The sequence below is a fragment of the Bacteroides luhongzhouii genome (genome assembly GCF_009193295.2).
In the GTDB taxonomy this organism is placed as follows: Bacteria; Bacteroidota; Bacteroidia; order Bacteroidales; family Bacteroidaceae; genus Bacteroides; species Bacteroides luhongzhouii.
The window spans coordinates 4,555,300-4,580,926 of sequence record NZ_CP059973.1 but is presented as its reverse complement, the minus strand read 5'-3'; the positions used below and the strand labels follow the sequence as shown (position 1 = coordinate 4,580,926).

Sequence of the window (25,627 nt, the reverse complement as noted above, 5' to 3'; positions counted from 1 at the left end):
CTACCGGTTGTTTACCGCGTATCGTTAGTCTTTCACCATTGTTTTTTCGTTTTCGATGGCAGCTTTCACGAATGCCACGAACAACGGATGAGGGTTCAGTACCGTACTGCCATATTCCGGATGGAACTGTGTACCGACAAACCATTTCAATGCCGGGATTTCAACGATTTCTACCAGATCCGATTCCGGGTTGATACCTACGCATTTCATGCCGGCAGCTTCATATCGGTCTTTATAATCATTGTTGAACTCATAGCGATGACGGTGACGTTCCTGAATATGTTCTTGTCCGTAAGCCTGATATGCTTTCGAACCTTTCTGCAATACACATTCGTAGGCACCCAGACGCATCGTACCACCCATGTTGGTGATTGCTTTCTGTTCTTCCATGATATCAATCACGTTGTGCGGGGTCTTTTCATCCATTTCACGTGAGTTGGCATCAGCGTATCCCAGTACGTTACGTGCAAATTCGATGGCGATACATTGCATACCCAGGCAAATACCGAAAGTCGGGATGTCATGTGTACGTGTATATTTGATAGCAACAAACTTGCCGTCAATACCCCGTTGGCCAAATCCCGGACCGATCATTACGCCCGACATACCCTTCAGAGCTTCACATACATTTTCATCAGTCAGTTTCTCACTGTTTACGAAATGAACTTCCACTTTGCGGTCATTGTAAGTACCTGCCTGCGATAAAGCTTCACGGATAGACTTATAAGCATCCTGTAAGTCATATTTTCCAACCAGCGCAATATTGATAGGCTCTTTGGTTTCTGCAGCGTGACGGCGTTCCAGGAATTTACGCCATGGGCCGAGTCCCGGAGTTTCTCCTACCGGCAGTCCCATCTTTTCGAGGATAGTGCTGTCCAGTCCTTGCGCCTGCATCAGGATAGGTACTTCGTAAATTGTTTCCGCGTCAATAGACTGCACAACGGCTTTATCGTCTACATTACAAAATTGTGCCACTTTCTTACGCAGTCCGTCACTTAGCGGATGCTCGGCACGCAGAACCAGCACATCCGGCTGAATACCCACACTTTGGAGTTCCTTTACAGAATGTTGCGTAGGTTTTGTTTTCAATTCTCCGGCAGCAGCAAGGTAAGGAACATAAGTCAAGTGTACGCAAAGAGCGTTCTTGCCGAGTTCCCATTTCAACTGACGGATACTTTCGAGGTAGGGGAGTGACTCGATGTCACCTACCGTACCACCGATTTCAGTAATCACAAAATCAAACTTGTATTTATTACCAAGCAGTTTTACATTCCGTTTGATCTCGTCTGTGATGTGAGGAATCACTTGGATCGTTTTACCCAGATAATCTCCACGACGTTCTTTGTCAATGACGCTTTTGTAGATACGTCCCGTAGTAATGTTGTTCGCCTTTGTCGTTTGTATACCTAGGAATCGCTCATAGTGTCCCAAGTCGAGGTCGGCTTCGTGTCCGTCTACGGTTACATAGCACTCTCCGTGCTCATAAGGATTCAATGTTCCCGGGTCGATGTTGATATACGGGTCAAACTTCTGGATGGTTACATTATAACCTCTTGCTTGCAGCAACTTACCGATGGATGATGAAATGATCCCTTTTCCTAAAGAAGAGGCAACACCACCGGTGACGAAAATATACTTTGTTTCTCCCACAGCTATAACTGTTTTAATAATTGTTTACTTAGTAGTATTCTTACGAACTTAAAAACCGCAAAATTATAAAAAAAAGAGGAAGATTACAGTCTTTCGTCTCCACAATTTTATTAAAAAATGCAATTTTAAAAGAATCCTATGATTTCTAAACAAAATAATGTAGCTTTGCAGCCTAAACCATAGACAAATATGATGAGAATTACTATTTTATGTTCAGCGTTTATCCTGTCAATCTTATCGTTATCGCTTTTTGCGCAGGAATCTGTCGAACCCTCTTCACTTCCGACTGACTCTTTGCAGTCTGTTCCTGAAGTGAGCAAACCTACTAAAACGGTCAAATCCTCAACAGTTGTGGCAAAAGCCAGAGTCGTGAGAGCAGATACGCTTTCGGCGGAGCTTCAGAAATATTTGATGCTTAAACTTAATATGTCGGGGCCGACTCCGAAACTGGATACCGTTTCTTATTTATATAATAAGTATGTCGCGCAATTAGATTATTTGAACGACCTGTCTGTGCCGCCACGTTATATTCCGTCTGATCCCGATTATTTCCGTCTGTTCACACCATTGGCGTATTATTATGCCCCGATGGCACAATATTCGAAGTTGGAATGGAAACCTATGCAGTTGGATACCACTCCTCGGCTGACGCAAGAACTTCTGCCTTATGATACCCTGGCATTTACCAAGACCCAACGTGCCGGGAAAATAGTGAATAGTGCATTGATGGATCTTTATTTAGCATGTCCAAATTTGGTTGTCACTACAGAAGACCGTATCATGAGTCGTGATGTGTTCCGCCATGATGTGAAACCGAAAATATCTCCCAGAGCAAACGTTATTCATCTGTTCCAACCGGAAAATATGGATGATAATGTTGGAAAGGCCAATATGAAGATTAGTCGACCAAACTGGTGGGTGACCGGAGGTAACGGATCGTTGCAGATCAGTCAGAACCACCTTTCGGATAACTGGTATAAAGGAGGTGAAAGTAACTTCTCCGGATTGGCCACTTTCCAGATTTTTGCCAATTATAATGACAATGAAAAGGTCCTGTTTGAGAACCAGTTGGAAGCTAAAGTGGGTATGACCTCCACTCCGTCAGATGAATATCATAAATACCTTTTTAACACCGACCAATTCCGCATATATAATAAATTAGGTTTGAGAGCTTTCAAGAATTGGTATTATACCATTTCTTCCGAGTTTAAAACACAGTTCTTCAACGGATATAAAGCTAACAGTGAAGAATTGGTTTCGTCTTTCTTGTCTCCGGCAGATTTGGCGGTCAGTGTCGGTATGGATTATAAGTTGAGTAAGAAGAAATTTAATCTTTCCGTGTTTATGGCGCCGTTGACTTACAACTTGCGTTATATTGGTAATTCTGAAGTGGATGAAACTAAGTTTGGCTTAGACAAAGGAAAATGCTCCAAAAATGACTTTGGTTCCCAGTTACAATCAACACTCAATTGGACTATCATTTCTGCGGTGACTTTAGAGTCTCGTCTCAATTACCTGACCAACTATCATTGGGCACGTGTAGAGTGGGAGAATACGTTCAATTTCGTATTAAACCGTTATCTTTCTACCAAGCTCTATATACATACCCGTTTTGATGACAGCTCCAAGCCGACTGAAGGAGATAGTTTCTTCCAGTTGAAAGAATTGCTTAGTTTCGGTATTAATTATAAGTGGTAATTCGTATTCCGGGAAAACTTATTAAAAAAAACAAGAAAAGGCTGTTTAACAATAAAAGTTATTCAGTCTTTTTTTTATGTTCATATCTGTGTTATATGATGTTATCATTCTTGCTACGTGCTTTAACTGCATATTTTGATTGGTAAAAAGAAAAGAAAGCATTTTTTTCTTGTTTCTTATTTATTATTTTATCTATCTTTGCGGCAGGAATTATTTCATTGCCTAAGTAGCAATGGAAAAAGTGGGGTAAAAATATATGATCATTAGCAAAAATGACGATCGAGAAGTTCTGCCAACAGATGTGATTGGCAGAAGCGTAGCGCACTCTAAACGCTGGTTAGTCGCCATTGTGCGCATTTATCATGAGAAAAAAACAAGTGAACGCCTCACTAAAATGGGCGTTGAAAATTTCCTTCCTATTCAACAAGAAGTTCATAAATGGAGTGACCGTCGCAAAGTTGTCGACCGTGTCATACTTCCAATGATGATCTTTGTCCACGTTGATCCACAAGAACAAAAAGAAGTTCTGACCTTATCCGCTATCAGTCGTTACATGGTACTTCGTGGGGAGAGTACTCCGGCTGTAATTCCCGACCAACAAATGTTACGATTCAAATTTATGCTCGACTATTCGGATGAAACGATCTGTATGAGCACATCGCCATTAGCGCCGGGAGAAAAAATAAGGGTCATAAAAGGGCCATTAGCAGGGCTGGAAGGAGAATTGGTAGATATAAATGGGAAATCAAAAGTTGCAGTCCGATTGACAATGTTAGGATGTGCATGTGTAGATATACCGGTAGGATGTGTGGAGCCGGTTTAGCACTATCAATTGAATTAAAAATTCAAATTACTCAATGAAAATGCAAAAATTAATGGGGGCGCTCATCCTCTTATTGATGTTGGGCGCCGCACCTGTGGCAGCTCAAAATATGAGCGATTCTCAAGTATTGGAATATGTCAAAGAGGGGATTAGACAAGGGAAAGAACAAAAGCAGTTAGCCTCTGAACTGGCACGCAAAGGTGTGACTAAGGAACAGGCTATGCGTGTGAAGCAGCTTTATGAGCAGCAGAACAATGTCAATGCTTCCAACGCTACCGGTACGGATGTCAATGAATCTCGTCTTCGTGAGGAAATGAAGGAGAACACCTCCGATATGCTGGAAGACCATCCGACTACCCAAGATCTTGCACGTGGCAATCAGGTTTTCGGACGTAACATCTTCAATACTCGTAACCTGACTTTTGAACCCAGTGTCAACATCGCCACCCCTTTAAATTACCGTCTCGGTCCGGGTGACGAAGTTATTATCGACATCTGGGGAGCCAGTCAGAATACTATCCGCCAACAGATTTCTCCTGATGGCACTATCAATATTCAGAAAATAGGTCCCGTCAATCTGAACGGACTAACCATTTCTGAAGCCAATGACTATCTCAAAAAAACATTAAACAAGATATATAATGGTCTTAATAATACGAATGACCCTACTTCTGACATCCGTCTGACTTTGGGCAGCATCCGTACTATTCAGATTAATGTAATGGGTGAAGTAGTCCAGCCGGGTACTTACTCTCTGTCATCCTTTTCTACTGTGTTCCATGCGCTTTACCGTGCCGGTGGAGTCAGTGACATAGGAAGCCTTCGTAATGTGCAGCTGGTACGTAACGGTAAAAATATCGCCACAATCGACGTCTACCAATTTATCATGAAAGGAAACATTCAGGATGATGTTCGTCTGCAAGAAGGCGATGTTGTGATTGTTCCCGCCTATGACGTATTGGTTAAGATCGATGGAAAAGTGAAACGTCCGATGCGCTTCGAAATGAAGAAGGACGAAAACTTATCTACTCTAATCAGTTATGCCGGTGGATTTGACGCCGACGCCTACACCCGTTCCTTGCGTGTCGTACGCCAAAACGGGCAGGAGTATGAAGTAAACACAGTCAAAGACCTTGATTATAGTGTCTATAAAATGCGGAATGGTGATGTTGTGACCGTCGAGGCTATCCTTAACCGCTTCACTAATAAGCTTGAAATCCGTGGTGCCGTTTACCGTCCCGGTATCTACCAGCTAAACGGTAAACTGAATACCGTCCGCGAATTGGTGAACGAAGCCCAAGGCTTGACAGGTGATGCTTTCCTTAACCGTGCTGTCCTTTATCGTCAACGTGAGGACCTTACTACTGAGGTTATTCCTGTTGACATTAAATCCATCATGGATGGTACTTCCCAAAATATCATCCTGACGAAAAACGACATTCTTTATATTCCGAGTATCCATGATTTGGAAGATAGGGGAGATGTTGTAATCCATGGCGAAGTGGCAAAACCTGATTCCTATCCTTATGCGGATAATATGACTCTTGAAGATTTGATCATTCAGGCCGGAGGCTTGCGTGAAGCCGCTTCTGTTGTTCGTGTGGATGTGTCGCGCAGGATTAAGAATCCCCATAGTACAGCGGATAATGATACTATCGGTCGGACGTATACATTTTCCCTGAAAGAAGGTTTTGTCATCGACGGCACACCGGGTTTTGTTCTTCAACCTTATGATGAGGTTTATGTACGTCGTAGTCCGGGTTATCAGGCCCAACAGAATGTAGCTGTTGAAGGTGAAATCCTGTTCGGAGGTTCTTATGCCATGACCAGTCGTGAAGAACGTCTTTCAGATTTGATTTGCAAAGCCGGCGGTTCTACCAAAAACGCCTACCTACGCGGTGCCAAACTTACTCGTGTAGCTACTGCAGGTGAGAAGAAACGTATGGGAGATGTGATCCGTTTGATGAGTCGACAGTTGGGTGAGGCTATGATGGATTCTTTGGGCGTCCGTGTAGAAGATCATTTTACAGTCGGCATTGACTTGGAAAAAGCTATAGCTAATCCGGGCAGTGCATCAGATCTGGTTTTGCGTGAAGGTGATGTGATTTTTATTCCGAAGAATACTAATACGGTAACAATTAACGGTGCTGTGATGGTTCCTAATACCGTTTCTTATATGAAAGGTGAGAATATCGATTATTACTTGAATCAGGCTGGTGGTTATTCTGAAAATGCGAAGAAGAGCAAGAAGTTCATTGTCTATATGAATGGTCAGGTAACTAAGGTTAAAGGTAGTGGTAAGAAACAAATCGAGCCTGGTTGTGAAATAATTGTGCCTAGTAAGGCTAAGAAGCGTACTAATGTGGGTGAAATCTTGGGATATGCCACTTCTTTCAGTTCATTGGGTATGATGATCGCCTCTATTGCTAATTTAATCAAGAAATAACGAATACCTTTATTTATGGCTACTTTGATGGAACAAACATCTGAAAAGGAAACAAAACAGTTGCATAGTAATCACAATGATGAGGAGCTTGAAATTGATTTGATGGATCTTCTTCGTAAAGTTATAGGTATTCGTAAGAAAATCTATAAAGCTGCCGGTATTGGTTTGGTGATTGGTATTATTGTTGCAATAAGTATTCCTAAGCAGTACACGGTTGAAGTTACCCTTTCTCCGGAAATGGGTAATGATAAAGGTGGTGGTTTATCTGGTCTAGCTGCATCTTTTTTAGGAAGTGGGGTTACTATGGGTGACGGTACTGATGCTTTAAATGCTTCCTTGTCTGCTGATATTGTCTCTTCTACTCCCTTTTTATTGGAGCTTTCTGCAATGGAGATACCGGTAACAAAAAATGAAGCAATGACATTGAACACTTATTTAGATGAAGAGTCATCTCCCTGGTGGAGTTATGTAATCGGGTTTCCTGGAATGGTAATTGGTGGATTAAAGTCCTTGTTTACTGAGGAAGATGAAATTACATCTTTTGATAAAACAAGTCAGGGCGCAATTGAACTTTCAAAGAAGGAATCGAAGAAAATTGCGACTCTGAAGAAAATGATAACCGCCTCTGTGGATAAGAAAACCTCAATGACTTCCGTTACTGCAACTTTTCAGGATCCTAAGGTTGCTGCAGTTGTTGCCGATTCTGTAGTGAAGAAATTGCAGGAATACATTATAGACTACCGCACTTTCAAGGCGAAAGAAGATTGTATTTATTTGGAGAAACTCTTCAAGGAACGTCAGCAAGAGTATTATGCTGCTCAGAAGAAATACGCAAACTATCTGGATTCTCATGATAACTTAATTTTGCAGAGTGTTCGTGCCGAACAGGAACGTTTGCAGAATGATATGAGCCTTGCTTATCAGGTATACAGCCAAGTTGCCAGTCAGCTTCAGATTGCCAGAGCTAAAGTCCAGGAGGAAAAGCCTGTATTTGCCGTTTTAGAGCCTGCGGTTGTGCCATTATTTCCTTCGGGAACCAGTAGGAAAATATATGTTTTAGCTTTTATTTTCCTATCAGTTTGTATTGTTATATTCTGGAATTTATTCGGGAAAGATTTTCTGAATAAGTTCAAAGAAGTATGTGCCTAAAATCAATCTTTAATGTGATATGGTATCAACCACCAGTCAAATCAATAAATTTATAGAATTTGTAGCAGTTCTGGGAGATCTGATCATTCTGAATCTGGTATTGTTCTTTCTTCTTTTCTTTTGGGAAGAAGCTTTTGCTTCTTTACCTTTCTCTTGCAGGGTCTCATGGATGATGACTTCGTTAAGTCTCTGTTATCTGGCCTGTTCGGGTTCCCGTGGGAGGGTTTGGGATAGTCGGGGAATTCGTCCCGATCAGCTTGTGTTACGCGTGTTGAAGAATATTATAGCGTTCTTCATCTTTTGGGCATGTATCATGACTTTTAGTGGAATCTCTATTTATTCTCCTCTTTTCTTTGTCGCTTATTTTTCTTTCCTCTTTGTCGTTTTAAGCATTTATCGTATCATAATCCGTGAGTTTTTAATAGCTTATTGTGCTAAGGGCAAACATAGGCGTTATGCTGTTTTTATAGGAGGAGGTAATAATATGCAGGTTTTGTATGAGGAGATGGAGAATTCTCTAGCGTCTTCGCTGTATGAGGTCGTAGGTTATTTTGATATAAAACCGAATGATACCCTTTCTTCGCAATGTTCTTATTTGGGTGATCCTGACGGTTTTTCAGATTTTATGTCCGTACACCCGGGAATCAAGCATGTTTTTTGTTCTCTGTCGATGGAGGAGGGGCGTTATAATTTCTCTATCATGAATTATTGTGAGAACCATCTTCTTTATTTTCATGGTGTTCCTAATGTATGTAAAGGTTTTCCTCGTCGTATCTGGCACAGTATGGTTGGCAATATGCCTATTTTGAATCTGCGTTATGAGCCTTTGAGTAAGATGGAGAATCGTATGTTGAAACGGCTATTCGATATTGCTTTTTCCGGTCTTTTCCTGGTTACTGTTTTTCCTTTTGTTTATCTCATTGTGGGAAGTATCATAAAGTTGACCTCTCCCGGTCCTGTATTCTTTAAGCAAATGCGTACTGGTTTGAATGGTGGGGATTTTGTGTGTTACAAATTCCGCTCCATGAAAGTGAACGATGAAGCTGACAGTAAACAGGCTACAGCTGATGACCCTCGTAAAACAAGATTTGGGAACTTTCTTCGTCGTTCTAATATAGACGAACTTCCCCAGTTTATCAATGTGTTTAAGGGTGATATGTCGATAGTAGGTCCCCGTCCTCACATGTTGGCTCATACGGAGACTTATGCCCGGTTGATTGATAAATATATGGTGCGGCACTTTATAAAACCTGGAGTAACCGGTTGGGCTCAAACGCATGGTTTCCGTGGTGAAACGAGGGAACTATCACAGATGGAGGAACGCGTTAAGGCTGATATCTGGTATATGGAACATTGGACAATGTTGCTTGATATATATATCATTTATAAGACTGTGGCGAATGTGATTGTGGGGGAGAAGAATGCATATTAAGATGGAATATTGGTTATATCAGACTAGAGGTATTTAGGATAATATAATATATGTTTATGATCAATTTATGGAAAATCATAACAGTAAACGATTAGTTAAAAATACGCTATTATTATATGTGCGCACAATTATAGTTATGTGTGTCGGTTTATATACATCAAGAGTAATTTTAGATGTATTGGGAATAGAAGATTATGGTATTTATAATGTGGTTGGAGGATTTGTTGTAATGTTTTCTGTTTTTTCTGCATCATTATCAAATTCTATTACACGTTATATCACATTTGAATTAGGATGCCATAATATGGAAAGGTTACGTACAGTCTTTTCTATGAGCCTTAATATACAAATAATAATTTCCCTTATAATAGTTCTGTTGGTAGAATTAGTAGGTGTATGGTTTCTAAATTATCGATTGAATATTCCGTCGGATAGACTGTATGCTGCAAATTGGGTTATGCAGTTTTCGTTATTAACATTTGTTGTCAATCTAATTAGTTTACCATATAATGCTTTAATTGTAGCCTATGAAAAGATGGATGTGTTTGCATATATATCTTTATTAGAAGCATCATTGAAATTAGGTGTTGTTTATTTATTGTTTATATCACCTATTGATAAATTGATTTTTTATGCATTTCTTCTTGCCTTGGTTTCATTATTGATACGTCTGATCTATGGTTGGTATTGCACACATAAATTCACAGAGTGTAGATATGTATTTGTGTTGAACAAATCATTGTTGAAGAATATGTTAGGTTTTGCAGGGTGGAATTTCTTAGGGACAGGAGCTTATTTGTTTAATACGAATGGGGTGGATATTCTATCTAATCTTTTTTTTGGAATAACTATTAATACAGCTCGTGGAATCGCTAATCAGGCTGGTAATGCAGTTCGACAATTTGTTAATAATTTTACTACTGCGCTTAATCCCCAGATTATTAAAACTTATGCAGATAATAATCTTGATATTTGTTTTTCTACGGTACGTCAAGGAGCTAAGTACTCATATTGTTTAATGCTTTTTTTTTTCATACCATTTGTATTAGAGGCAAATTATATACTTCATTTGTGGTTGAAAGAATTTCCGGATCAAACAGTTGTGTTTTGGCAGCTAACGATGTTGGGAATATTAGTGGATCTTCCGGGGGCTCCTTTAACAATTCTTGCCCAAGCCATAGGTCATATTCGGAGATACTATATATATATGAGTTTAATAGGAGCACTTGTATTTCCAATTTCATATTTTTTATTTTATTTGGGATGGCCTGCATATTCGGCTTATGTAACATATATCGTAATTTACACTTGTCTTGTTTATGTACGTCTTATTCTTATGAATAAACAAATCGGTTTTCCTATTAAGATTTTCTTGAAGCAGGTGATAGGGCGCATCGTTTTCGTTACAGTATTATCATTTATATTGCCGATAATACTAATTAATATTATGGATGAAGGATTTTTACGTTTGATATCTGTGGGAGTTGTGAGTACTTTATCACTAGTAGTATCTATGTTTTATATAGGTATGCAGAAGTCTGAACGTGTACAGGTGATAGGCTTTATAAGGAATAAGTTATATCATATTTATAGTAAGGAATAATAGATGAAAGTTTGTATCGTTACTTGGCTTGGTACTGGCAATTTTGGTACAAGTTTGCAGTCTTATGCATTACATATGAAGCTTAGTGAAATGGGGTATAATGTATCAATACTTCATTGTTTTACACCTGATGATTTTACTTTTGGGGGACGAATCTATAAATGGCTAAAGCTTAATCGAATTTTATTTTCACAGATAATCAAAGGGGAATATTTCTCAAAGAAGCAGAAAAAAATACGTCAGTTTAATAAAAAGAATTATTGTCATCAAAAAATTAAGACTTATGGACAGTATAAATGTTTGCTTCAAGAAACGCAGGCATTTGTTACTGGTAGCGATCAAATTTGGAATTGTTATAATGGTTTTGCTCCTTTCTATTTTTTAGATTTTGCAGGAGATGTCAAAAGGATTGCTTATGCTTCAAGTATGGGTACGAGTGATTTTCCTCAAGCGTATAAATCAATTGTAAAGGAGTTGCTTGCAAAATTTAGCCATATTGGTGTGCGTGAAACTACTGCTGTTCCCATTATCAGTGAATTATTGGAAAGAACTGATATTGTTCAAGTGTCTGACCCGACTTTTTTGCTTTCATCTACTCAATGGCTGGATTTTGCAATGACGGCTGATATTGAGATTGAAATACCGTCTCGTTTTATTTTGTGCTATTTTGTGGGGAATAATCTTTCGTATCAGCAGCAAGTGGAGGATATAAAACAGCACTTAGGTATAGAAAAAGTGATTCTTATTCCGTCTTTGGAAAATAAACATATGCAATTACCTCATGCACAAATATACAATGCTGCCGGACCTAAGGAATTTGTTCGTTTGCTGTCTTATGCTTCTTTCATTTGTACTGATTCTTTTCATGCGATAGCACTTTCTATCAATTTGCAGAAAGACTTTATCGCTTTGAAACGTTTTCAAGATGCAGACGAGAAATCTCAAAACTCGCGTATTTATGATGTTCTTGAGCATTATGGGTTGATGTGGCGTATATATGATAATCAAGATTTAAAATTATATCGTCCAATTTCCTTTTCTGAGATAAATGAGAAGATTCTTAGTGACCAAGAACAATGCGTTAGTTTTTTAAAAAGTGCGATTGAAAATTAGTTATAATTTTATGGGATTAAAAACATACTGTAAGCGTTTATTTACTTTCATATTCAATGGAATTCCAGTTAATCATGTTACTGCAAATATTATAACTTTAACAGCTAATCATTTGCTTGAAGGAAGATGCGCGTTGATTACCGGTGGAACTAGTGGTATTGGATTTGCTATTGCTAGAGCTTTTTTACAAGCAGGAGCATCTGTAATAATAACAGGAAGAACTCAATTAACGCTGCAAGAAAAACTAGAGGAATTGCTTGAAGATGGAAAGTTTGCAGGTAGGGTTTATGCATGTAAAATGAATAATATAGAAATAAATACTTTTGAATCATGTTGGGAAAATATTGTACATTCTTTGCAAGGGAAAAAGATAGATATATTAGTAAATAATGCTGGAATAGAAAGTACATCTATGCCATATGTCACTGAAGAAGATTTTGATAAGGTAATAGATACAAATTTGAAGGGGACGTTTTTTTTATCTCAATTTGTTGGTAAATATATGATTGATAATAAGATTCAGGGGAATATTCTTAATATATCTTCATCTTCGTGTCTCCGTCCTGCTAATTCTCCTTATATTTTAAGCAAATGGGGGATAAGGGCGCTTACTATGGGACTTGCCAAATCTTTGTCTACATATGACATTACAGTGAATAGTATAGCTCCTGGGCCTACTATGACTCCAATGCTGAAACTAAAAGAGAAATCTGATATATCTTTAGAATCTAGTCCCATAAAACGTTATGTAATGCCTGAAGAAATTGCTCAAATGGCAGTGCTTTTAGTGAGTGATATGGGACGTACAATTGTGGGGGACACAATATTTATGACTGGAGGATTAGGGAACTTAACTGTTGATGATTATGATAAGCGTTATTCGTTTGATTGATACTTTGTTTATGTTGATTTTATGAAGAATAAGGAGAGAATACTTAGGCACAATGATTTAAGAAAGTCGAATTTTGAATTATTGAGACTGGTAGCTATGTTTTTGATTATCTGTCACCATTTAGTTATTAGAAGTGCACAAACTTGTGGATATACCCATCCTTTTAATATAAATGAAGACGTCTTAGGTGGTGGTATTGATTTGGTAATCAACAGTTTAGCTGTATGCGGCGTGAATTTGTTTTTGTTGATCAGTGGTTGGTTTGGTGTAAAAAGAATATGGTTACAAATAGTTCGGCTTATTGTTGATTGCGTGATATATTGTCTAATAGCAAATTTGTTGTGCATTTTTGTATTCGGGTATCCGTTCAGTTGGCATGAATTGTTTTTTAGCTGTAATTTTCTTAATAATTGGTTTGTCACGGCTTTTATTATGTTTTTGCTTATGATTCCATTAGTAGAACGTGCACTTGAAAATGTAGATATAAGGACATTGGGCAAATTCATTATTTTATTGACTGTTTTTAATGTTCTGTTTGGATATTGTGTGGGGGTATTGAATACTAATGGATATAATGCTATAAATTTTGTTTATTTATATGTAATAGGACGTTATTTGAGATATTGCAGTTCGTATCCTTTTTACAAAAAATGGGCATCACATGGCTATATACTGTGGCTGTTGTGTGTGATTCCTTTAGTTATAGGCTTTTTATTATTGACTCATTTTGTTCCTTGGCGAGAAAGTTTGTCTCAGAAGTATTTTGGTTATAATAATCCATTTGTACTCTTATCTGCTGTTGGATTATTTCTTTCTTTTTCTATTATACAGGTTCAAAGTTTATTGATTAATAAATTGGCTAAAGGGGTATTTGGTGTATTTCTTTTGCATACGACATCTATTTTTATCTATTATAGGGTTACTTATATCAGGACTTTATATGAAGAGCATGGCTATGTTGCTTTGTTGGTTATAGCATTATTGATATTTGTTATAGGTTCTTTTATAGCTTTGTTTGTAGAAAATTTTAAATCACTATTTGTAGAAAAGATAGGAAAATTGAAGAAAGGAAGAAGAGTTGACTCTTCATTCGAATGATATTTTTGAAAGTTTTATAAATAACATAAAGTACAAAGATGAATACTCATTATTCAAGTGAAAAAGGGATACAGATTCTTGTTAAGCTACTTAAAGAACATCATATAAAGCGGGTTATTACTTCGCCAGGTGGCACAAATATGATGTTGAATGCTTCATTAATGTATGATGGAAGTTTTGAAATGTATTCATCGGTAGATGAACGTTCTGCGGCCTATATGGCTTGCGGTATGGCAGAAGAATCGGGTGAAACCGTTATGATTACTTGTACAGGAGCAACAGCAGCTCGTAATTATATGCCTGGATTAACAGAAGCATACTATCGTAAATTGCCTATTCTGGTAGTAACAGGAACTCAGGATTTACGTCGTTTGGGCAATCTATATGATCAAGTAACCGATCGTAGTGTACATCCGAATGATATTTTAACGTTTAGTACTTATATACCTACAGTTCGTGATGATAAAGATGCTGATAGTGCTGCGCTGAAAATCAACCAAGCTATTTCGGCTTTGACACTTCACGGTGGAGGGCCTGCGCATATAAATTTGGAAACGGTGTATAGTCGTGATCTTTCAGTGACTTGTTTACCTCCTGTTAAGGTGGTAAAACGTATCTCATATGATGATGAATTACCTACATTGCCGCAGGGTCGGATAGCTATATTTATAGGTTCCCATCGAGCGTTTACTGAAGATGTAACAATGAGTATTGATCGTTTCTGCGAAAATCACAATGCAGTCGTTTTTTGTGATCATACAAGTGGTTATAAAGGGCATTTTCGACAGTTGGATGCATTACTTTCCTTGAAAGGAGCTAAATGTTTAGATAATATTCATTTACTGATCCATTTAGGTGAAATTTCAGGTGATCATTTCAATATGGGAACTTGTGCAAAAGAAGTCTGGCGTGTAAATGAGGATGGACAATTGCGTGATCGTTATGGTAAGCTTACTTATCTTTTTGAAATGAGTGATAAGCATTTTTTTGAATCCTACGCAAACAAAGATTGTTGCCCGGGTATTTCTTTTATACAAGAATGCCGGGCGGATTATAACAAAATGTATGATGAATTATCAGAACTTCCTCTTTCCAATGTATGGATGGCAAAAACTTTGGCACCTAAACTACCGGAATCTTCAATTATTCATTTTGGTATTCTGACTTCACTTCGTTCATGGAATTTTTTTGAGGTATCAAACTCAATCCAGTCAGCAAGTAATGTCGGTGGATTTGGTACTGATGGTATATTATCTTCTTTGTTAGGAGCATCGCTGGTTAATCCGAACAAGCTTCATTTTTGTGTTATAGGTGATTTAGCCTTCTTTTATGATATGAATGCGCTGGGCAATAGACATTTAGGGAATAATTTGCGTATTCTTTTAGTGAATAACGGTAAGGGGTGTGAATTTACTCATCATCTGAATCCTGGTCATATATTTGAAGAGGATGTAAATCAATATATTGCAGCAGCTGGACATTATGGTAATCAGTCATCTACACTTGTTCGTGATTATGCTCGTAATTTAGGCATGGATTATCTTACAGCAAATACTAAGGAGACTTTTTTAGCAAATATGGAAGCTTTTGTCAATCCGGTTATTAATAATTCTTGTGTTTTTGAAGTTTTTACTCGGGATATTGATGAGAATGAAGCTTTGAAGATAATGGCGAATGTAGCTTCTATGAAACATCAAATTAAAGAGGGGATAAAAAGTACAATAGGTGAAAAGGGGATTAAGTTTATTAGAGGCCTGATAAAGAAATGAAAAGTTGCATTGTTGTTATTCCTGTATATAAAGCTGATCCGAAAGTAGTAGAGTTGGCTTCTTTTAAACAGTGTGTAAAAATTCTCAAAAAATACGACTTGTGTCTATTAACTTATGAAGAATTAGACTTAGCTGCTTATATGAAAATAGCAAAAGAATATTCTAAAAAAATTCATGTTGAATATTTTGATCGCTGTTTTTTTACTTCTATAGCAGGCTATAATGAGTTGTGTTGCAATATTAATTTTTATTTAGCATTCCATAACTATGACTATATGCTTATATATCAGTTAGACGCATGGGTTTTCCGGGATGAATTGCAAATGTGGTGCGAAAAAGGATATGATTATATTGGTAGTCCTTTATTTATGAATATATCTCTTCAAGGAGAATTTCCCATGTATAGTAAGGAAATGTTAGGTGTAGGTAATGGAGGTTTTTCTTTACGTAGAATACAATATTGTATAAAGTTGCTTGAGAGATGGAAATGGCTCCCTTATTTAACTCCGGGTTATTTATGGAAAATATATTCAGCAGAAAAGTTAAGAGGGGGCTGGAAGAAATTTTATTTGTTTCCTTTTGTTGCTTATATAATATTTTTAAAGACACTAGGAGTCAGGAATACATTGAATTATTTTATTAAATCGGGTATAGTAAATGAAGATATCTATTTTAGTGAATGGGCATTACATGCGTGGGGAGTAAAAGTAAATTTGCCATCATGTACAGAAGCTTCTTTATTTTCTTTAGAAGTGAATCCATCTTATTTATATGCTTTGAATGGAAAATTGCCATTCGGATGTCATGCTTTTGAAAAGTGGGAATTTGATACTTTTTGGAGTAAATATATACAAATAAGCATTTAGCGCTTCTGTATGCTTCGGGGGATATTGGAGGGATTATAAGGCCTGAAATAGATAGGACGCAATATATGATGTTTAATAAAACTCGATAGATATTTGAGATTTTTTATACTATTGTTTTGTTGAAAATATAGTACTCGGACAGTTCCTGAAAAAATCAATAATATATTAACTTTAATATGAGATTAGAGATTTGTATTCTTAGATGAATCGTTAAAATAGTGAACATATGATTTATTTATTGTTATTTCAGTTGTTGGTTGTCTTGTTGACATGTAATACTACTTTTGTTATATTGACATCATTGTTTACATTTCTGTTGTATAAGGTAAAAAGACAATATAAGTTAGGAGGAGGGGATAGTCAAAATGATGTGATAAAGAAAAAATATTCTTTTCTTTATTGGTTGAAACGTTACATGGGTGGATTTATGCGTTACTATGATTATCGAGTATCACGAGTTCCATCACATCATTTACGTTATTTTATTTATCGTCATGTATATTGTGTAGATATGGCACCGAAAGTTGTAGTGTATTATGGAGCTGAAATGCGTGAGCCATATAAAATAAGAATAGGTGGTGGAAGTATTATTGGTGATAAAGCTGTATTAGACGGGCGAAATGGTATTGAAATAGGTGAAAACGTAAATTTATCTTCTAATGTGTCTATTTGGACTGAACAGCACGATCATCGGGATTCATTTTTTCGTTGTGATACACAGAAAAAGACTCCTGTTAAAATAGGTAATCGCGTTTGGATAGGTCCTAATGCTTTGATTCTTCATAGTGTGGAGATTGGGGAAGGAGCAGTAGTGGCAGCGGGTGCTGTGGTCACGAAGTCTGTAGAGCCTTATAGTATTGTCGCAGGTATTCCAGCCAAGAAAATAGGTGAACGGAATAAGGATTTGAAATATGAAATGACTGGGGAATATGTACCGTTTTACTAGTGTTTTAATATGAATTTCTAATTTATAATGAGATCTATTAAATGTATTATAACAGGAATAAGGGAGTTGAATTTATTTTCTACTATATATCTTAATTTCATCACTTTTCCATTTAAAAAGGCAGTACGTTTTCCTATTCTTATATTTGGAAAGATAAGTATAAAGAATGCTCGAAAGGGAAAAATGGTTTTTAATTGTCCACTAAAAACAGGTACTCTTCAAATAGGGAAGTCTGGTTTGGGATTTCTTGATAAAAAGAACTGTCTTACGAAATGGAATATATCAGGTACATTATATGTGTATGGTAGAGCTTCAATTGGTCAGGGGGGTGCTTAGAGGTAGGGGAAAAGGCTGTGATGATTCTTGGACGAGATTTTATTGTTACAGGTCGTTCTGTTATACTTTGTACTAATCGCATTACATTTGGAGATGAATGTCTCCTCTCATGGGATTTACTTATCATGGATACGGATTGGCATTCAGTGATTTCGACGGCTGATAGCAGAATATTAAATCCTTCCAAACCAATTAATGTAGGAAACCACGTATGGATAGGGTGTAGAAGTGTTATTCTTAAAGGAGTAAGTATCTCGGATAATGTGGTTGTAGCTGCTAACTCAGTTATCAGCCGTAATATAGATAAGGAGTTTGTAGTAGTGAAAGATAACGGTGTCTTGAAAAAGGATGTGAGATGGGAATACTAGGAGATATTGTGGAAATAGAAAGGTTAGAAGTTACATCTGCCTGAAATATAATAATTAACAATATAAGATTTTGGTCTTATGAGTCAACGATCAAAAGATACTTATTATAAATAAACGAATATATGTTTTGGCAAAAAATACAGAATTTTTATTTTAAGATTTTGTTTAAAATGGTAGGTCCACATAGGGCTGCTGAACTTATGAGGAGTAAGTTTTATTATCTTGGTAGAAATGTACAGTTATATTCGTGTAGTATACCAGAACCATATTTAGTTAGTATTCATGATAATGTAATTTGTGCTGCAAATGTAAGGTTTATAACTCATGATGTAAGTTGTTTTAATATAGCACAATATTTGGGGATTTCATTATCTGAAGTGGATAAGGTCGGTAGTATTGAACTTTTTGAGAACTGTTTTGTAGGGGCATATTCAATACTTTTACCTAATACCTCTGTTGGTGCAAACTCTATAGTTGCTGCAGGTAGTATAGTTACTAGGGATATTCCAGCCGGGGAAGTATGGGGAGGAGTTCCAGCTAAATTTATAATGACTACGGATGAATACGCAAAAAAAGTAATTAAGAATTGTCATAATTATCCGTGGATGAGTAAAAGATGCAATAATAGGGATCTTATAAAAATGAGACAACAATATTTTTTTAGTAAAAATAAAGTCTAGTATTTTCTTTTTTTGATAGATGATTTCTTCATGTTTACTAATAATTAGTTTATTATATTCTAATTAGAAAGTGTTTATTAATATTGGGGATGATAAATGGGGGTAATATATTTATATGAGTGATGCGAATTAACCGTAAAAAAATAGTCGATTATTGGGGAGTTTTAGTCATAATATTAGGGTCCGGATCATATTCATTTGCTCATAAGTCATATGTTCCAGCATTTATTGTAATGTTGTTAACTTCACTATTTTACCTTTATTATGATAAGCATGCTGTCAATAAACATCGTCTGCATACTTTAGGGTTCGTATATTGTTTGATATATGGAGGAATAATTTTTGTAAATAGGTTTATTATACATACAGATGTATTGAATCATAGCTGGGTGTCTTGGCTGTTTAATTTGATATTTTCTTTTGTTATAATTTGTCGTTATCCATTTTATGTCTTTAAAAAAATATATTTAAATGTTTTAACGGTTTTATCTATAATTAGTTTGATTGTTTTTGGGGGAATTGAATTGGAATTGTTTACTCCTCAAATAGTCAATAGACCCGGAGCTGAAGGGCAATATATGGAATTCTTTTTTCACTGTGTAGGATGGAACTTTTTATTTCATCGGAATGCTGGATTATTTCATGAACCGGGTGCATATCAATATTTCTTGAATTTTGCTCTTATTTTTTTCATTCCGGAGATAAAAGAAGGAATATTGAAAAGGAAAGAAAAATGGCAAATGTTGGTTATTGTAATCACACTTCTTACAACTCTGTCTACAATGGCCTATATTGCTTTTTTAGGCATAATTTCATTGATTATTTTTTTCTCAAAATATGTAAGGGTACATAGGAGTTTGGGACCAATTGTTGTGTTGTTATTATTGGGATTATTTGTTATAGCGATAAATTCGCCAATAATTGCCCAAAAAATAGGAGAAAATGATGTGGGAGAAGAACATATATCTAAAGTAACTCGTGCTCGTGATTTAATAACTCAGAGTGAAATGACATTAGAACAACCAATTTGGGGGTATGGCATTGCTACAAAAAATTTTGCGAATCGAAATTACGGAAATACAGGAGGATGTATTGGCTTAGTAAATAACTCTGCGTCATTAGGGTTGCTATGGTTACTGATATTTCTTTGTTTTGCTTATAGAGGTATTAAACGGATGCAGTTAGGCGTTCCAACAATTCTTGTTTTATTTATATTTATTTTAATAGAGTGCAATGAGAACTTTGTGGATTTACCTATTACTTATCTATTTATCTTAAATTTTTTGAACTATCAACGTATTAATGTAGATACAAAAATAAAAAATAATGAAAGTGTGTAATATTGGATATATTCAAATCTTTACAATACTTAATACTTTGCTTTTGTCTGGGATAGCTTGGCTGATAGGTTGGCATATCAGTGCTATTCATTTTCCTGTTGCGTTTATATTAAGTGTTGTTATCCTGCATTGTTTTAGGAAGAATATAATCAAAGATGTGAGTATTAGCTTACTTTTGATGTTGTTCGTAATCTTACTATCAGCTATCATTCCTGACGGCAGTTATGACGGACAAGCTTATCATCAACCTATGATTTACGCTTTGTCTCATGGATGGAATCCTGTTTATGATAGTCACAATACAATAATATCAGATAACTGGGAAATGAATATATGGATAGATCATTATTGTAAAGGAATGGAGACTGTTTCGGCAACAATTGTGGCTATGACAGGAAATTTAGAATCAGGAAAGGCTGTCTCTTGGTTACTAGGACTGTCTTCTCTTTTTCTTATTTGTGATTTTCTTGGTAGGAGTGTTGGGGAGAAGACATTAAATTTCAGAAAAAAAATATTTTATACTCTTTGTTTAGCTTTACCTCCCATTTTTGCAACACAAGTGTTTTCATATTATATAGATTTATGTGGGTACTTTACTGTTGTTTGGCTTATTGTCGCTTTATATGGAATTTACAGTAGAAAAGCTATTTTAGATTATTTATTAATGAGTGCCGCAATCATTTTAGCTGGAAGTACCAAATTTAATATGTTATTTTGGGTTGGATTTTTTACTTTGATTTTTTTGATATTTCTTTTTGTACAAAAAAAATATAGATTAATGAATAGGGTTATAGCTGTAGCCGTTGGGGCGGTAGTCCTTACTATTCTAACTTCAGGTTTTAATCCATATATTACTAATACCATTGATCATTGTAATCCTATTTATCCTCTTGGAATTGGAGACAAGGATACTGAATATCTTAATGATGGTGCTCAACCGCTATTTTTGCAAAAGAAGAACCGTGTTATACAAATATTATATAGCTATACTTCTCGTCCTAGTAATATCCTTGATGGAAAATACATTCCACCATATATTGTAACAGAGAATAATATAATGAGTGCCGGTTCTCCTGGTGCTAGAATAGGGGGAGGTGGAATTGTATTTGTAGATATTTTATTACTTTCTTTTATATTGTATGCTATATCTAAAAGGAGTTCAATGTATAAGAATACTTGTATTTTTATAGGTGTGTTATTATCATCTTTGCTGATACTTCCAATGGGAAGTTCATATAGGTATGTGCCTTTTTTCTATATCCTCCCTATTGTGATTCTATTATATACTGAATATGCAGGATTTAAATATAATATTGGGAAGTGGTTGAGACGATTAGTGTATATATTACTTGTACTAAATGTAAGTATGGCTATGACGATTTCTCTAGGATATTCAATTATTAATAAATGTGTGACAGAATACTATGTAAAAGCTATACAGCAAACGAGTCCGCAATACTTTAGAAGTAAAAATTGGAGTTTCAATTATAAAGTTTTTAAAGATGAAATCATAAAGTATGATCCAACGGAAATTGGAGAAGATACGATAGATTATAAAGAAATTCCTTTTCAAAAAAGTATTCCAATATATGTTAATAGAGAAGAGTTGGATAAAACAAGGAAGGGATGGGTTACCAAGTTTTTGATTAAATAATTTTATACTATATGTATGTTCTATTTATGAATTTATTGAGGCTAATTAGACCACAGCAATGGCTAAAGAATTTATTTATATTCTTGCCGTTATTTTTTGGAGGACATATTATGGACTTGTCTTATATGTTTACATCTCTAAAAGTTTTTTTTGCCTATTGCTTTATAGCTAGTAGTATTTATTGTTTTAATGATATTTATGATCGTGAGTCAGATCGATTACATCCCAAGAAAAGGCTACGCCCTATAGCAAGTGGAAGAGTATCAGTGTTTGTTGGATATATACTAATGATGGTGATGTTTACTCTTTCTATAGTAATATGTCTTTTGCTTACTGATGAGATTGCTTGGAAAGTGATAAGTATTATCATGTTTTATTTTATAATGAATATTGCTTATTGTATTAAATTGAAACGAGTTGCGTTGATAGATGTGTTCATTATAGCAGTAGGTTTTGTATTGCGTATATGGGTAGGTGGGATTGCTACTAGCATTTGGATTTCTCAATGGATTGTGTTGATGACATTTCTTCTCGCTTTATTTCTTGCTTTTGCTAAACGTAGAGATGACGTTGTTATGTATGAGGAAAGTGGGGTAAAGGTTCGTTGCAATATTAATCGATATAACTTGCAGTTTATGAATCAGGCAATTACAATAGTGTCGGCTGTTACAATGGTATGTTATATTATGTATACGGTATCACCCGAAGTACAGGAACGAATGCATACCTCTTATTTGTATGTAACATCAATATTTGTATTAATTGGATTATTACGTTATATGCAACTAACAATTGTGGATGTGAAAAGTGGTAGTCCTACCAAAATTCTAATGTATGATCGGTTTATTCAATTGTCTATCCTTGGCTGGCTTTTAACTTTTTTTGTTCTAATCTATTTGTGATGAGTATGCCAAAAGGAAAAAAAACTATTGCCGTATTTGATTTTGATGGTACAATTACAACTAAAGACACTTTACTGTATTTCATTCTTTTTACAAGAGGGTATTGGGCTTTTATGATGGGATTCTTGTTGTATTCCCCTTTATTAATAGCATTTAAGTTAAGGTTGTATCCTAATTGGAAGGTCAAGCAAGCTCTTTTCTCATACTTTTTTGGTGGTATGAATTATAAGGAATTCCAACGGTGGGGGGAAATTTTTGCTGATGAAGTGAAAAAAATAGAGTGTGAATCGACTGTTGATAAATTAAAGGATCATTTGAAAAATGGTGATAAAGTGTATGTGATAAGTGCTAGCATAGATGATTGGGTTCGACCATTTTGTTGTTCGCATTTAGGAGTAACTGCTACTATAGGAACTAAAGTTGAAGTTGATCTTGATGGAAAATTGACTGGGCGTTTCTTAACGAAAAATTGTTATGGTCCCGAGAAAGTAAATCGTTTATTGGAAATAGAACCTGATAGAAAAAATTATTTTTTATATGCCTATGGGGACAGTCGTGGAGACAAGGAAATGTTGGAGTTTGCGGATAGAGGTATAATGATACAATGAATAATAATATTGTCTTATTAATTGAGGTTTATGTCTAATAATGTCTATTGTTGAAATTTACTAAAACAAATTTATATAATTTATATATTGTAACAATATGAATATCATACTGATTTTAGTCAGTGTTTTACTGAATTGTACTGCGCAGCTATGCATTCGTAAAGGTATGTTGCTTGTGGGGGAAACAGGAATGAGTAATATGATTACAAATTTAGGTGTTATGGTAACAAATATTTGGCTTTGGGGAGCTATGATTTGTTATGCACTTAGTATTCTTCTTTGGATGGCAGTTCTCTCAAAAGTAGAAGTTAGCTTTGCTTATCCATTCTTAAGCATAGGATATGTTGTAGCGGCAGTGGTGGGGTATTACTTTTTTGGTGAATCACTTTCTGTTATTCGAATTGTTGGCATTGTAATTATTTGTATTGGTGTGTATTTAATTTCAAGAAGCTAAAATAGTAATGAAGTATTATATTTTTGGAGGAAATGGTTTCGTTGGACGTTACTTAAGTAATGCATTGATTGAGCGTGGAGAGAATGTGGTAGTTTGTGATATCCTTTCTGTACTTGATGAATGTATTAATAAGAAGGCTGAGTTTATAAATGTAGACATTCGTAATAAGTCTGCTATAAGCAAGATTGATATAATGCCTGATGATTTGGTAATTAATTTAGCTGCGAATCAGTATCACACTAGAGTTCCCAAAAATCGTGAAGAATATTTTTATAATACTAATTATGTTGGAACTAAAAATATTCTAGAAGTAATGGAAGAAAAGAATTGTATGCGCTATTTGATGTTTACTACTGATATGACGTATGGTAAGCCGCAATATCTTCCAGTGGATATAAAACATCCGCAAAATCCTTTTGGCCCTTATGGACAAAGTAAAAAGGTATGTGAAGAAATATGTCGGGAGTATCGACAAAAAGGTATGGATATTACTATTTTTCGTCCTCGTATGATTAATGGGCCAGGTCGCTTAGGTATTTTGGTGAAGTTATTTAAGCTAATTGATATGAATTTACCAGTACCTACAATTGGTAATGGCAAGAATCATTACCAAATGATTTCAGTCTTTGATTGCGTTAGCGCTATTCTTTGTGCTATAAACAAAGGACTACCTAACAAAGAATATAACTTAGGCTCTAAGAATCCGCCTGATATTCGTACACTATTACAGAGGGTTATTACGTCGGCAAATAAACATTCTGTAGTAATTCCAACGTCTGGCAAACTCGTAAAGTTAGTATTAGGATTATTGGATAAATATGGTTTTACATTAATGTATCCCGAACAGTTCATGATTGCGGATGAAGAGTATATTTTGGATATTCAGGAAACTGAAAAAGATCTAGATTGGCATCCACAGTATAGTGATGAGGATATGCTGAAAGAGGCATATAAGATGTATAAAAAGAAAAAGTAAGATTTCGCATTCTCAGATATGAACAATAACCTTCCTCGTGTCTCAGTTATAACAGTTTGCTATAATGCTGTTTCTGCCATACAAAGAACTATATTGTCTGTACTTAGTCAGACTTATGAAAATATAGAATATATAATTATAGATGGAAAAAGTACAGATGGTACTTTGGCTATTATAAAGAAATATGAAAGTAGGATAGCTTTTTGGTTATCAGAGCCAGATAATGGCATATATGATGCTATGAATAAAGCTATTGATAAAGCCACTGGCGAGTGGGTTCTTTTTATGAATGCAGATGATGAGTTTGTTGATAATAAGGTAGTAGAGCGTTTCGCTTTTGTTGCAAAAACTCATAAAAAATATGCTGCTTATTATGGTGATACGATTCTCCGTTATGGTATAGGAGAAAGACCAATGAGAGCTTTGGGATTGAAAAGTATGCGTTATATGATGGCTTTTTCACATCAAAGTGTGTTCATTCGAACTGATTTGATGAAGGAGAAAAAGTATTCTCTTAAATATAAACTTGCGTCTGATTATGATTTCCTACTTTCAAATTATCTTGCAGGGGAGCAGTTTTGTTATTTGAAATATTATGTTTCGAGAGTGAGGATTGATGCAGGTGCCAGTTTCTCACATTTTATAGAATCGAAGAAGGAAGTACTGCAGATTCATAAGACAAATGGATATGGAAGGTGGGAGGCTTATTGTTATTATTGGAAGGCGGTATTACGCTTTAGGTTAAGCAATATGCTAAAGAGCATAATCCCAAAAGGATTGATAAAATTGTTACTCAAGATTGAATAAATAATAAAAAGATTTGT

At 35.7% G+C, this 25,627-nt stretch carries 22 protein-coding genes; 21 read left to right on the top strand and 1 reads right to left on the bottom strand.

Annotated elements, in window-relative coordinates; genetic code table 11:
• Positions 1 to 24 precede the first annotated feature (24 nt).
• Complete coding sequence (locus tag GD631_RS17315; RefSeq protein WP_143259738.1) at positions 25 to 1,650, bottom strand: CTP synthase; 1,626 nt, start codon at positions 1,648 to 1,650, stop codon at positions 25 to 27.
• Between the two features lie 189 nt (positions 1,651 to 1,839).
• Between GD631_RS17315 and GD631_RS17310 the strand changes: the two genes are divergently transcribed.
• From GD631_RS17310 to GD631_RS17210, 21 genes are all read left to right on the top strand, one after another.
• A complete protein-coding gene (locus GD631_RS17310; RefSeq protein WP_143259736.1) occupies positions 1,840 to 3,348 on the top strand; it encodes a DUF3078 domain-containing protein in 1,509 nt (502 codons plus the stop codon).
• 256 nt (positions 3,349 to 3,604) lie between these two features.
• Positions 3,605 to 4,171 (top strand): UpxY family transcription antiterminator, encoded by a 567-nt coding sequence (locus GD631_RS17305; RefSeq protein ID WP_143259734.1) that lies wholly within the window; start codon positions 3,605 to 3,607, stop codon positions 4,169 to 4,171.
• Between the two features lie 34 nt (positions 4,172 to 4,205).
• Positions 4,206 to 6,617 (top strand): polysaccharide biosynthesis/export family protein, encoded by a 2,412-nt coding sequence (locus GD631_RS17300; protein ID WP_185911499.1) that lies wholly within the window; start codon positions 4,206 to 4,208, stop codon positions 6,615 to 6,617.
• Positions 6,618 to 6,632: 15 nt separating this feature from the next.
• Positions 6,633 to 7,766: a chain-length determining protein gene (locus GD631_RS17295; RefSeq protein ID WP_143258782.1), complete on the top strand. Its 1,134-nt coding sequence runs from the start codon at positions 6,633 to 6,635 to the stop codon at positions 7,764 to 7,766.
• A 19-nt stretch (positions 7,767 to 7,785) separates the two neighbouring features.
• Positions 7,786 to 9,198: an undecaprenyl-phosphate glucose phosphotransferase gene (locus tag GD631_RS17290; protein WP_143258756.1), complete on the top strand. Its 1,413-nt coding sequence runs from the start codon at positions 7,786 to 7,788 to the stop codon at positions 9,196 to 9,198.
• Between the two features lie 67 nt (positions 9,199 to 9,265).
• Positions 9,266 to 10,801, top strand: coding sequence for a lipopolysaccharide biosynthesis protein (locus tag GD631_RS17285; RefSeq protein WP_143258755.1), 1,536 nt, complete (start codon positions 9,266 to 9,268; stop codon positions 10,799 to 10,801).
• A gap of 3 nt (positions 10,802 to 10,804) precedes the next feature.
• Positions 10,805 to 11,914 (top strand): polysaccharide pyruvyl transferase family protein, encoded by a 1,110-nt coding sequence (locus GD631_RS17280; RefSeq protein ID WP_143258754.1) that lies wholly within the window; start codon positions 10,805 to 10,807, stop codon positions 11,912 to 11,914.
• Between the two features lie 10 nt (positions 11,915 to 11,924).
• Entirely contained in the window at positions 11,925 to 12,806 is an 882-nt protein-coding gene (locus GD631_RS17275) for an SDR family NAD(P)-dependent oxidoreductase (RefSeq protein ID WP_143258773.1), read from the top strand.
• A 21-nt stretch (positions 12,807 to 12,827) separates the two neighbouring features.
• Entirely contained in the window at positions 12,828 to 13,904 is a 1,077-nt protein-coding gene (locus GD631_RS17270; RefSeq protein WP_143258753.1) for an acyltransferase family protein, read from the top strand.
• A gap of 38 nt (positions 13,905 to 13,942) precedes the next feature.
• Positions 13,943 to 15,673: a thiamine pyrophosphate-binding protein gene (locus GD631_RS17265; RefSeq protein ID WP_143258752.1), complete on the top strand. Its 1,731-nt coding sequence runs from the start codon at positions 13,943 to 13,945 to the stop codon at positions 15,671 to 15,673.
• On the top strand, positions 15,670 to 16,539 hold the full coding sequence (locus tag GD631_RS17260; protein ID WP_143258751.1) for a DUF5672 family protein: 870 nt from the start codon (positions 15,670 to 15,672) through the stop codon (positions 16,537 to 16,539). The genes GD631_RS17265 and GD631_RS17260 overlap by 4 nt, the downstream gene beginning before the upstream one ends.
• 226 nt (positions 16,540 to 16,765) lie before the next feature.
• Positions 16,766 to 17,485 carry an acyltransferase gene (locus tag GD631_RS17255; protein WP_143258750.1) on the top strand — a complete coding sequence of 240 codons (720 nt, stop codon included), beginning with the start codon at positions 16,766 to 16,768 and terminating at the stop codon, positions 17,483 to 17,485.
• Between the two features lie 356 nt (positions 17,486 to 17,841).
• A complete protein-coding gene (locus GD631_RS17250) occupies positions 17,842 to 18,189 on the top strand; it encodes a DapH/DapD/GlmU-related protein (RefSeq protein WP_143258749.1) in 348 nt (115 codons plus the stop codon).
• A gap of 122 nt (positions 18,190 to 18,311) precedes the next feature.
• Positions 18,312 to 18,869 carry an acyltransferase gene (locus GD631_RS17245; protein WP_143258748.1) on the top strand — a complete coding sequence of 186 codons (558 nt, stop codon included), beginning with the start codon at positions 18,312 to 18,314 and terminating at the stop codon, positions 18,867 to 18,869.
• A 122-nt stretch (positions 18,870 to 18,991) separates the two neighbouring features.
• Positions 18,992 to 20,209: an O-antigen ligase family protein gene (locus GD631_RS17240; RefSeq protein ID WP_223225863.1), complete on the top strand. Its 1,218-nt coding sequence runs from the start codon at positions 18,992 to 18,994 to the stop codon at positions 20,207 to 20,209.
• Positions 20,196 to 21,863 (top strand): hypothetical protein, encoded by a 1,668-nt coding sequence (locus GD631_RS17235; RefSeq protein ID WP_143258746.1) that lies wholly within the window; start codon positions 20,196 to 20,198, stop codon positions 21,861 to 21,863. The genes GD631_RS17240 and GD631_RS17235 overlap by 14 nt, the downstream gene beginning before the upstream one ends.
• 26 nt (positions 21,864 to 21,889) lie before the next feature.
• The gene (locus GD631_RS17230; RefSeq protein ID WP_143258745.1) at positions 21,890 to 22,765 is read left to right on the top strand and encodes a decaprenyl-phosphate phosphoribosyltransferase; all 876 of its coding nucleotides are present in this window, start codon (positions 21,890 to 21,892) and stop codon (positions 22,763 to 22,765) included.
• A gap of 5 nt (positions 22,766 to 22,770) precedes the next feature.
• A complete protein-coding gene (locus GD631_RS17225) occupies positions 22,771 to 23,373 on the top strand; it encodes an HAD family hydrolase (protein WP_143258744.1) in 603 nt (200 codons plus the stop codon).
• A 97-nt stretch (positions 23,374 to 23,470) separates the two neighbouring features.
• Positions 23,471 to 23,827 carry an SMR family transporter gene (locus tag GD631_RS17220; RefSeq protein ID WP_120069962.1) on the top strand — a complete coding sequence of 119 codons (357 nt, stop codon included), beginning with the start codon at positions 23,471 to 23,473 and terminating at the stop codon, positions 23,825 to 23,827.
• A gap of 7 nt (positions 23,828 to 23,834) precedes the next feature.
• Entirely contained in the window at positions 23,835 to 24,803 is a 969-nt protein-coding gene (locus GD631_RS17215; RefSeq protein WP_143258743.1) for an NAD-dependent epimerase/dehydratase family protein, read from the top strand.
• Between the two features lie 18 nt (positions 24,804 to 24,821).
• Positions 24,822 to 25,610, top strand: a complete 789-nt coding sequence (locus GD631_RS17210; protein WP_120069955.1) for a glycosyltransferase family 2 protein — start codon at positions 24,822 to 24,824, stop codon at positions 25,608 to 25,610.
• The last annotated feature ends 17 nt before the right edge of the window (positions 25,611 to 25,627 follow it).

Bases quoted from the DNA above. Each gene is read 5' to 3' on its own strand.
- GD631_RS17310 (WP_143259736.1), top strand. From the start codon at position 1,840: ATGATGAGAATTACTATTTTATGTTCAGCGTTTATCCTGTCAATCTTA.
- GD631_RS17305 (WP_143259734.1), top strand. From the start codon at position 3,605: ATGATCATTAGCAAAAATGACGATCGAGAAGTTCTGCCAACAGATGTG.
- GD631_RS17300 (WP_185911499.1), top strand. From the start codon at position 4,206: ATGAAAATGCAAAAATTAATGGGGGCGCTCATCCTCTTATTGATGTTG.
- GD631_RS17295 (WP_143258782.1), top strand. From the start codon at position 6,633: ATGGCTACTTTGATGGAACAAACATCTGAAAAGGAAACAAAACAGTTG.
- GD631_RS17290 (WP_143258756.1), top strand. From the start codon at position 7,786: ATGGTATCAACCACCAGTCAAATCAATAAATTTATAGAATTTGTAGCA.
- GD631_RS17285 (WP_143258755.1), top strand. From the start codon at position 9,266: ATGGAAAATCATAACAGTAAACGATTAGTTAAAAATACGCTATTATTA.
- GD631_RS17280 (WP_143258754.1), top strand. From the start codon at position 10,805: ATGAAAGTTTGTATCGTTACTTGGCTTGGTACTGGCAATTTTGGTACA.
- GD631_RS17275 (WP_143258773.1), top strand. From the start codon at position 11,925: ATGGGATTAAAAACATACTGTAAGCGTTTATTTACTTTCATATTCAAT.
- GD631_RS17270 (WP_143258753.1), top strand. From the start codon at position 12,828: ATGAAGAATAAGGAGAGAATACTTAGGCACAATGATTTAAGAAAGTCG.
- GD631_RS17265 (WP_143258752.1), top strand. From the start codon at position 13,943: ATGAATACTCATTATTCAAGTGAAAAAGGGATACAGATTCTTGTTAAG.
- GD631_RS17260 (WP_143258751.1), top strand. From the start codon at position 15,670: ATGAAAAGTTGCATTGTTGTTATTCCTGTATATAAAGCTGATCCGAAA.
- GD631_RS17255 (WP_143258750.1), top strand. From the start codon at position 16,766: ATGATTTATTTATTGTTATTTCAGTTGTTGGTTGTCTTGTTGACATGT.
- GD631_RS17250 (WP_143258749.1), top strand. From the start codon at position 17,842: ATGATTCTTGGACGAGATTTTATTGTTACAGGTCGTTCTGTTATACTT.
- GD631_RS17245 (WP_143258748.1), top strand. From the start codon at position 18,312: ATGTTTTGGCAAAAAATACAGAATTTTTATTTTAAGATTTTGTTTAAA.
- GD631_RS17240 (WP_223225863.1), top strand. From the start codon at position 18,992: ATGCGAATTAACCGTAAAAAAATAGTCGATTATTGGGGAGTTTTAGTC.
- GD631_RS17235 (WP_143258746.1), top strand. From the start codon at position 20,196: ATGAAAGTGTGTAATATTGGATATATTCAAATCTTTACAATACTTAAT.
- GD631_RS17230 (WP_143258745.1), top strand. From the start codon at position 21,890: ATGAATTTATTGAGGCTAATTAGACCACAGCAATGGCTAAAGAATTTA.
- GD631_RS17225 (WP_143258744.1), top strand. From the start codon at position 22,771: ATGCCAAAAGGAAAAAAAACTATTGCCGTATTTGATTTTGATGGTACA.
- GD631_RS17220 (WP_120069962.1), top strand. From the start codon at position 23,471: ATGAATATCATACTGATTTTAGTCAGTGTTTTACTGAATTGTACTGCG.
- GD631_RS17215 (WP_143258743.1), top strand. From the start codon at position 23,835: ATGAAGTATTATATTTTTGGAGGAAATGGTTTCGTTGGACGTTACTTA.
- GD631_RS17210 (WP_120069955.1), top strand. From the start codon at position 24,822: ATGAACAATAACCTTCCTCGTGTCTCAGTTATAACAGTTTGCTATAAT.